The 8,880-nt window shown below is 65.5% G+C and carries 8 protein-coding genes; 2 read left to right on the top strand and 6 right to left on the bottom strand.

The genetic code is table 11. From position 1 onward, the window contains the following. Window positions 1-1,411, bottom strand: a 1,411-nt coding sequence (locus tag ACOZKU_RS25545; protein WP_421581266.1) for an amidohydrolase family protein, incomplete at its 3' end; no start/stop codon positions are given. 180 nt (window positions 1,412-1,591) lie between these two features. Here ACOZKU_RS25545 and ACOZKU_RS25540 point away from each other — a divergent pair. Beyond that, window positions 1,592-2,494: a LysR family transcriptional regulator gene (locus ACOZKU_RS25540; protein ID WP_421581265.1), complete on the top strand. Its 903-nt coding sequence runs from the start codon at window positions 1,592-1,594 to the stop codon at window positions 2,492-2,494. A 51-nt stretch (window positions 2,495-2,545) separates the two neighbouring features. Beyond that, a complete protein-coding gene (locus ACOZKU_RS25535; RefSeq protein WP_421581264.1) occupies window positions 2,546-3,721 on the top strand; it encodes an ATP-grasp domain-containing protein in 1,176 nt (391 codons plus the stop codon). Here ACOZKU_RS25535 and ACOZKU_RS25530 read toward each other — a convergent pair. From ACOZKU_RS25530 to ACOZKU_RS25510, 5 genes are read right to left on the bottom strand one after another with little or no spacing between them, the layout of a single operon-like run. Then, window positions 3,706-4,695, bottom strand: a complete 990-nt coding sequence (locus tag ACOZKU_RS25530; protein ID WP_421581263.1) for a Rieske 2Fe-2S domain-containing protein — start codon at window positions 4,693-4,695, stop codon at window positions 3,706-3,708. The genes ACOZKU_RS25535 and ACOZKU_RS25530 overlap by 16 nt on opposite strands. Next, window positions 4,692-5,813 carry a GNAT family N-acetyltransferase gene (locus ACOZKU_RS25525; protein ID WP_421581262.1) on the bottom strand — a complete coding sequence of 374 codons (1,122 nt, stop codon included), beginning with the start codon at window positions 5,811-5,813 and terminating at the stop codon, window positions 4,692-4,694. The genes ACOZKU_RS25530 and ACOZKU_RS25525 overlap by 4 nt, the downstream gene beginning before the upstream one ends. Beyond that, window positions 5,810-7,081 (bottom strand): CoF synthetase, encoded by a 1,272-nt coding sequence (locus ACOZKU_RS25520; RefSeq protein ID WP_421581261.1) that lies wholly within the window; start codon window positions 7,079-7,081, stop codon window positions 5,810-5,812. The genes ACOZKU_RS25525 and ACOZKU_RS25520 overlap by 4 nt, the downstream gene beginning before the upstream one ends. Further along, entirely contained in the window at window positions 7,078-7,899 is an 822-nt protein-coding gene (locus ACOZKU_RS25515; protein ID WP_421581260.1) for an MBL fold metallo-hydrolase, read from the bottom strand. The genes ACOZKU_RS25520 and ACOZKU_RS25515 overlap by 4 nt, the downstream gene beginning before the upstream one ends. After that, window positions 7,896-8,876 (bottom strand): NAD-dependent epimerase/dehydratase family protein, encoded by a 981-nt coding sequence (locus ACOZKU_RS25510; RefSeq protein WP_421581259.1) that lies wholly within the window; start codon window positions 8,874-8,876, stop codon window positions 7,896-7,898. The genes ACOZKU_RS25515 and ACOZKU_RS25510 overlap by 4 nt, the downstream gene beginning before the upstream one ends. Window positions 8,877-8,880 lie beyond the last annotated feature (4 nt).

Raw genomic sequence — 8,880 nt, 5'->3', positions numbered from 1 at the left:
CGATCGACACGCCCTTGAACAGGCCGTTGACGACATGACGCTTGCCATCGGCATAGCGCTGGATGACCGAGAGGCGCGAATATTTGACACCATCCACCTCGGGCACCACCTTGCCGTCGCGCAGCGGCACCCAGACCTCCTGGTAGAACTTCGCATGGCCGCGGCCATAGACGTCGAACAGATAGACCTTCGCCTTGCTGCCATCCTCGGAGATTTCGAGCGGCACGATATCGAGCTGGTCCGCCGTGAGGCCGGCGAGACCCGGAACGCCCTTCTTGCACATGCCGGAATAATCGATCTCGGCATTCGTCAGCAGCTTGCGGTCCTTGGCGACCAGTTCGCCGTCCTTGAACACATAGCGCGGATTGATCTTCGACAGGCTGTCGGTCAGCACGATGTCGGCGAAGCGGCCGGGCGTCAGCGAGCCGAGCTTGTCTTCCATGTGGAAGGAGCGCGCCGTGTTGAGCGTCGCCATCTTGATCGCATGGATCGGGTTGATACCCATCTCGGCGCAGAGCGAGATGATCCAGTCCATATGGCCCATGGTCAGCAGGCGCTCGATGGAGATATTGTCGGTGCAGAGCATGAAATTGTCGGTCGGCCATTTGCGGTCGACGATGGCGCGCAGCAGCACCTTGATCACCTCCGCGCTGCCGACGCCGAACTTGATATGCGTCGGGAAGCCGTAGCGGACGCTCTTTTCGAGGTCCTTCTCGTTCCAGACGTCGTGGTTGTTCGAGCAGCCGATTGCCGGCAGATAGTTGAGGATCATGTCGGAAAGCGCCGTGACGCCCCAGTGACCGTTCATGAAGCCGCCCTGCGCGCGAACCCACGCCGCCTTGCGGAAATCGTCGTCATTGCCCGAGGAATAGGTGAAGTGCTCGAATTCGCCGAGCCCGATCACCGGTTCCATCTTCAGCACCGCCTCGGTGACATTGGCCGCCGTCTTCTTGCCAGGCGCGAAGGCATAGAGGCGATAGGGCAGCTTGTCGTAGTCCTTGAACAGTTTTTGCGCCGCCTCGACGCCCTCTTCGCCGGCCGCACTCAGGAGATCGAGGCATTCGGAATAGATCGTCGTCGTGCCGCAAGGCACCATCGCCTCGGCCAGCGCGGTTGGATGGGCGAGCTGGGATTCGAAATGGATATGGGCGTCGATCAGGCCGGGAATGGCATAGAGCCCCTGGCCGTCAAAGACTTCCTTCACTTTCAGGATGCTCTCGTCCGGATTGAGCGCGATGATGCGCTTGTCATAGACAAGGATCGAGCCGTGATAGACGGTCTCGCCGTGAACATCGAGGATGTTCAGGTTCTTCAGGAGCAGGTCCGCCTCCCGCTCGCCGTTCAGGATGGCGAAGATCGCCCGCACCGTGTCGTAGTGGGCGGCCTCCGCGATGGTTACATGCTGGTTCATGATGGTCCTCCGGTCTCTTCGGCCCGTCGCCGGGCCGGCATTCGTTCGGGGTTTCCCCCGCAAGCGCGGCTCCTGCCTCCGCGCCTCTCGAAAGCCATAAGACGCCATTGAACCGTTTCCGAAAAGCAGTATTTTACGCGCAAAGCGTACGCTTTTCGAGAGCGCTTGAAGGAGGTCACCATGCTGCACTCCCGCGTGCTGCGCTATATCGACGAGGTGGCGCGGCTGGGCTCGATCCGCGCGGCCGGGGAACGGCTGAACGTCGCGCCTTCGGCCATCAACAAGCATGTGCTCCAATTGGAGGAGGCGATCGGCGAGCCGCTGTTCGAGCGACTGCCGCGCGGCCTGCGCCTGACGCCGGCGGGCGAAATCCTGCTGGCCCACGTGCGCCGCACAATCAAGGAATACAGCCAGGTCGAGGCCGAGATCCGCGACATCAAGACCTTGCAGAGCGGCGAGGTGATCATTGCCACCATGAATGGCCTGGCTGGCGGCATCGTGCCGAAGGCGGCCGCGAGCTTCTGTGCCCGCCATCCGCGGCTGAAAATCTCCATCCGCGTGATGTTCGTGCGCGATATCGTGCAGGCGGTCATCGACGGCGAGGCGGATCTCGGCCTCGCCTTCAACCTGCCGGCCATGCCGCAGCTCGAAACGCTGTGGAAGATGGACACGCGGCTCGGCGCGATCGTCTCGCCGGAACATCCGCTCGCCGGCATGGAGACCCTGCCGCTCTCCTTCTGCGAGCCCTATCCGCTGATCTTCGCCGACAAGTCGATGCTGATCCACGGCATCGTCGCCGATGCCTTTTCGGAAGCCGGGCTTGCCGTCGAGCCGGCCTTCCTGACCAATTCGATCGAGGCCATGAAATGCCTTGCCGCCAGCGGCGACGGCATCGCCTTCCTGAGCAAGTTCGATATCGCCGAGGAGCAGCGCAACGGATTGCTCACCTATGTGCAGATCCGCGACCGCACCTTCGGCAAGAACGTGCTCTCCCTCGTCCAGCGCGAAAAGCGCGGCCGGGCACTCGCCGCCTCCATGTTCGCCGACGAGATCACGCGGGCCCTGCGGGCAGCGGTAGAGTGATCCGGCACAGCAGAATCGTCTATAGAATAACCCCTACGAAAACCGGACCCGATGCCAGCCTCCACCCCGACCAAATCCGTCCTGATCACCGGTGCACGCGCACCCGTCGCGCTGCATCTGGCGCGGCTGTTTCATGGTGCGGGCTGGCGCGTCGTGCTGGCCGATACACCGGCCTCCCCCCTCTCCGCCGCCAGCCGCGCCTGCGCCCGCTACGTCCGCCTGCCGCCACCGCGCTTCGAGCCGCACGCCTATGGCGACACCGTCGAAGATTTGGTCAAACGGCAAGGCATCTCGCTGGTCCTGCCGACCTGTGAGGAGGTGTTCTACCTCGCCGCCGTCTGGCGCGAGCGGCACCTGACGGCTAGGCTTTTCGCCCCTGATAGCGAGCTCCTTGCCCGCGCGCACAACAAGTTCGATTTCATCGAACTGTGCAAAGGCCTCGGCCTTGCCGCGCCGCAAACGACGCTTATCAGGGATCGGGCCGACCTCGCCGCTGTCAGCGGGTCAGCGTCGAAACTGGTCTTCAAGCCGGCCTGGTCGCGTTTCGCCAGCCGCGTCCTGCTTTGCCCCCGGCCGGAAGACCTCGACGCGCTCGCCCCGACGCTACAGGCGCCCTGGGTCGCCCAGGAATTCCTCGAGGGCGAGGAACTCAGTGTCTACGCCATCGCCAATGGTGGCCGTTTGCAGGCCTTCTCGCTCTACCGCTCGGTCTATCGGGCCGGCAAAGGGGCGGGCATCTATTTCGTGCCGGTGGAGAACGGCGCCGCCAAGGCGTTCGTCGCCCGCTTTGCCGCCGGCACCGGCTGGACCGGCCAGCTCTCCTTCGACCTGATCCGCCGGCCTGACGGCACCGTGCTGCCGCTGGAGTGCAATCCCCGCGGCACGAGCGGCCTGCATTTCTTCCGAAATCCGCAGGCCTTCGCCGCAACGATCGCCGCCGGCGAAGGAACCGTCGAACCCGATGTCGCGCGCCCGCAGACGGTCCGCCTCGCGCTCTGGCTCTACGGCCTGCCGGCCGCGCTGCGGGCGGGGGCGGTCGGCGCATTCCTGCGCAATTTGAAGGCCGCCGACGAACTGCTCGACTGGCCTGACGACCCGGCCCCGAAACGAGCGCAGTGGCGGGCGCTTGGCGAGATCGCCATGCTGGCGCTCCGCCACCGGATTTCTCTGCAGCGCGCCTCCACCCGCGATATCGAATGGGACGGGCCGGATCAAAGCTCGATGTAAAACGTCTCCGGCTTTTCCGCGACGGGCGGCAGGTCGCCGGCCATGATGGCTTCGATGCTGCGGCGCAGGAAATCAAGCGGCCCGACAATGGGAGAGGCCTCTGGCCAGTGCGCCGCGTTGAGGCTTGCCGACGTCAGCACTCGGCGATCCTGCTCCAGCGCGATGCGGAACATCGGCCGGAAGGCGAGGGATTTGAAGTGATCGAGCATCCCGCCGCGCGGGCCGATCAGACAGCCGATGCCGTCCACCTGGTTTTCCGCGGCCTGCCGCAGATGGAAGGTTGTGGCAAGCACCAGCCCCTTCGCCCCCCAATATTCCAGTTCCGCAATGCCGGGCGCGCGAAAACGCCCGATCGTCTTGACCCGGTCGCCCTCCAGCAGCCGGCTGATCAGGCCGTGCTGGCGCTCCTCGCCGGTATAACACGCCTCGACCCATCCCGGACCGCCCGACACATCGACGCGGACGCGCTGGCGCTCGCTGCTCAGGCCGCGCAGCAGCCCCTTGTGGGTGAAATGCGTGTGCGTGGCGTCGAGGATGTTTTCGGCCGTATCGATCAGCGTCGAGCGCGTGCTGCTCTCCACGAGTTTCAGGATGATCTTCTGCCCCTCCGCGCAATGCAGATAGGGTTCGCCCTCCGGCTCGCCGCGCGCGACGAAGACGACGCCGTCCTTCACCACCGTCCTCAGCCTCGGCACCCGATACCCCGGCACCGCGCCCGTCAGCCCCGGAATGGCCGTGCAGGCGCCGGCGGCATTGAAGCGCCAGCCGTGATACGGGCATTCGATCTCGCCGTTTTCGATCTTGCCCTTCGACAGTTCCACATGCCGGTGCGGGCAGCGGTCATGCAGCGCGGCGATCTCAGCGCCGCTGCGAAACAGCACGACCGGCAGGCCGGACAACAGGATACGCCGCGGCGTCTTGTCGATCGTGGCCGCGATCGCCACCGCCTGCCAACCATCGGGGAAAAAACTCATAGATCGAATGCCTCCAGAAGCGGAATGCCGATGCGCCGCAACAGCCCCTCCATCAACCGCACCGCCAGACGCTGTTTCAGCGGAAGATGGGCGACATAGACGGCGTTGTACTCGATAACGGGTTCTGCGCCGCGCAGACTTTTGAATCGGCCTGCACCGGCACTCATGTTGAAGAACAGGCCGCGTTCGGCGGCAATACCCTGCCCCGTCGCCATCACCAGCCGGTAGAGCCCGTCCTTCAGCGGAAGACGCGTGTCGTAACCGACGATAGGCTGCGTCAGCGTGCGGCCATTGGCGAAGAAACCCGACACCGCCGCCAACTGCCCGTCGCCATCCCGGAAGCCGATCAGGTCGAACAGACCGCGCCGGTGCATCTCGCGGATATAGAGCGCAGAATAGTGCGGGTTGAGCGGCGTGTATTTGTCGAGATAGAGCAGCTTGTAGAGTTCGGCGGCGCGCACGTAGTCCGCCTCCGTAAAGCTCTCGCCGGATGCGAAGCGATAGGGCGTGCGCGAGAGAAGCGTGCGGTCGTATCCCTGGTTCTGCGTTTTCCGCGCACCCTCGCCGGAGAACAGATAGACCCGCCGCGCGGCGAGAAAGCGAAACCCCGCCGCCTTGAGACTGGCCATGGAAGGCCCGTCCGCCGTCGCGTTGAGCGAGCGGATGACGATCGCCCTGTCGGGATATTTTTCACGCAACTGCGTTACCAGGAAGGCCGCCGCCGAGGGCGAAATCAACGGCACCGGATTGGTGGACAGCAGCCAGTTGTTGACCTGTACCTGCCGGTCGAGCCCGCTTGCCGCCACCAGCGGGCGGCAGGCGCGGATGAAGGCGCGCGCCGCGCTGCGCACCATGGGGGCGGCCGCGAAATTGCGGGTCTCGTCGATGGCATAGTCTACATAGGCGCTGCTGGGGCAGCAGATATAGCAGGTCGGCGCATCCCGACGGTCGTTGAGGGTAATCGGAAAATGCCGTTCCTCGACCGCGATGGAATCGACCGTCGTGACCAGATTGCCGATGAGTTCGGATACGGGATGGGCGTTGAAAAGCGCGACGAAGCGGCGAACCGCGTCCGGCGCATTGCGCACCCGCTCGTCCTGCTGCGGCAGCGTTATCATGCCCCGCCCTCCGGCCGGAAGCGGTTTTCCACCCGCCGGAGCTTGCGATGCACGTCGAAGACCATCGTCTCGCGCCGCACGACAATCTCTGGAGCAAGCCCGCGCTGCGAAAACACCCGGCCGAGCGCATCCCGCGCCGCCATGGCACCCGCGTCTGCAAGGCCCGGTTTCAGCACAAGGATGATCCCGCCATGCGCTTCCCGGACGATACGGAAATCGGTGATCGCACGGGCGGCGTCGAGCACGGCGTTGCGCATCACATCGGGTGTTAGCAGCAGCCGCGTGCCATCGGCACGCTCGAAGACGAAGGCATCGTCCAGACGGCCGACGATCTCGTCCACCACCCGCAACGGGGAACCGCATGCGCAGGGACGGTCCGACAGGCGCAGGAGATCGTTCATGCGATAGCGCGCCATGATCTGGAACCGGCGCCGGAAACTCGTCACCAGCGGGGCGACGAGCCCGTCCGCGACAGGCTCGAATTCGAAGACATTGGCGTCTTCCGCCAGATGCAGCCGGCCCTTCGCACAGGACACGGCGAAAAGCCCCTCCGTCGCCATATAGATCTGCCCGAGCTTTTTGCCGAAACGCGCCTCGATGACCGTGCGGTCCACCACGTCAAGCGTTTCGGCGCCGGCGAAAAGCCGTCGCGGCGCCAGCCGGCCGGAGGTTTCGGCAAGATGGCGCAGCACTCGCGGCGGCGCGACGATGGTCGTCGGTGCAAAGGCCTCCAGCGCCGGCAGCCAGTGTTCGGCGCCCTGCCGCAGGTCGAAGAATTCCAGCCGTAACAGCCGCGACTGGCGGGCGCCGTCATAGAGCGCGGAATTCTGGGGCAGGATGACGGCGACACGTTCGGGCTCGACGAGAAACCGCGGCACCGCCTTGGCGAGGATGGTGCCGAGCCAGCGGTCCTGCTCGGCGGCGGTGATGGCGTAGAGCGCGCGGTTGCCGCTGGTGCCCGTGCTGGCGCCGATGCTGATATCGCCGCACCGGCCGGTCGTTTCGAACGCGCGCCAGCCCGCTTCCGCCGTGATACGCCCCCGGTTGAAAGCCGCAAAATCCGCCATAACGACGGCCTTGTCGATGATCGGCAGCCCCTCCAGCCGAGGCGGCGCGCCGCGATAGAAATCGACGCCGGGCAGGTCGCGTTCCAGCCAGTGGCGAAGGGCCGCGGACTGTCCCCTTTCGAACGCGGCACGCGAACGGCCGGCGCGAACGATCCATCCCGTTTGCGCGAAGGCGGAAAGGATGCGGAGCCTGGCGGTCATGGCGCCTCCGCGGCAAGATCGTAGCGGCTTTCAGCCGGGTCATGGCACAGCAACACCTCGCCGCCCGCCTGACGGAACGCCAGAACGCGGCGGGTACTCTCGGCAAGTGCTTGAGGATCGTCGGCGATCAGGCTGGCCGGGAAGCCGGGGCGGCGGCCCTCCTCCAGCGCTTCGGCGCACCATTGCGCATCCACCGCATAGAGAAGCGGCGTGGGGAGGTTGGCGAAGCAGAGACCGAAATGTCCCTCGGCGTGGCCGGGAAGATCGATCGCGAGCACGCTGCCGTCGCCGAAGAGATCGTGGCCTCCACCGAGCCCGAGCGGAGCCTCGCGCAGGCCAACGCCATCGACGTCATCCACCCGCGAAGCGAGATCGACCGGCAGCAGGTCACGGAAAATGCCTTGATGCAGGTTCTTGTGCGCGGGCTGTTTCAGGATTTTCCGGAGCACATCTGCCTTTGCGACGATTCGCGCTTTCGGGAAGAGATGGAGACCGGCAACGTGATCGGCGTGGAAATGCGTGACGATGATGGTCCCGACATCCCCGGGCTTCAAGCCGAGCCGCTGTAGAACGGCTTCGGGTTGGCCCGCCGCCACCAGATCGGGACCGAGGATCGCATTGTAGAGGCGCAGCGCCAGGCCGCGCGGCCCCCGCGTCACGCTCGGACCATAGCCCGTGTCGATCAAAACAGGACCGGCTGCCGGGTGCCGGAAAACGCCATAACGCACCTTCAACGGCACGCGCCGCCAGGTTCCGCCGCACAGGAACAGCCGCTCCGGCACCGTGACGAAAGCGCTGTTGGCGAAGACCGGCTTCATCGTGCGTGCCTTCCATCTAAGGTCATGGCCAGCCCCTCGTCGAGCGAAATCCTGGGCTGCCAGCCGAGCATCTGCTGCGCTTTGGAAATATCGAGACTTTGCCGGAACGCGAAGAGGCCGAGCGTATAGGGCGTGACAACAGGCTCTTTCGGAACGGGGCGGGCGAGGCTCGCGATTTCCGCAAGACGCGCCAGCGGGAGCGCGGGATAGAACGGCACCCGCTTCCAGCGCAGCGATACGCCAAGCGCCGAGCAGACACGCTCGACAAGCTCGCGTACAGGCACCATGTCGCCGCCCGAAATGTTGAATGTTTCGCCCTCGACCGCAGCGTCGGCGCTCAGCGCCGCCTCGATCGCCGCCACCACGTCATCGACATGGGTGAGATCGATGGCGGCAGCACCGGAGCGCAGCAGCGGCAGAGGCCCGCGACGGGCAGCGGTAATAAGGCGCGGCAGCAGCGTCTCCTCGCCCGCGCCGTAAATCCCTCGTGGCCGCAGGTTGACGGGGCCCACTCTAGGGCAGGCGAAAACGAGTCGCTCGGCCTCCGCCTTCGTCCGGGCATAGGCATTGATCGGACGCGGCAGGCATGCAGTCTCGGCGACGGCGATCTTGTCCTTCATCTCGAAATAGACCGTCGGCGAGGAGATGTTGACGAACCGGCGGGCGCCGAGCGCTTCGGCCAGATCGAGCGCGTTTCGGGTGCCCCCCACATTGGCGGCGCGGAAGGCGGCAAGACGCCCCCAGGGGGCGGAGAGCGCGGCGCAATGGACGACGGCGTCCACCCCGCCGATAACGTCGGCCAGATGCAGGACGGAACGGGAAAGGTCGGCGCGGACGGTCGTAAAACCCGCGCCCTGAAGCGCGCGGCATCGGGCGTCATCGCGACCGAGGCCGACGGCATCGAGCCCGCGGGCGCCAAGATGCCGGATCACTCTCCCGCCTAGAAATCCCGTCGCTCCGGTGACCAGGATCCGCATCGCG

It is taken from the genome of Shinella sp. M31 (genome assembly GCF_049199205.1).
Lineage (GTDB): Bacteria > Pseudomonadota > Alphaproteobacteria > Rhizobiales > Rhizobiaceae > Shinella.
Note: the sequence above shows the minus strand (reverse complement) of the source record. Positions and strands in the feature narration are given on the sequence as shown.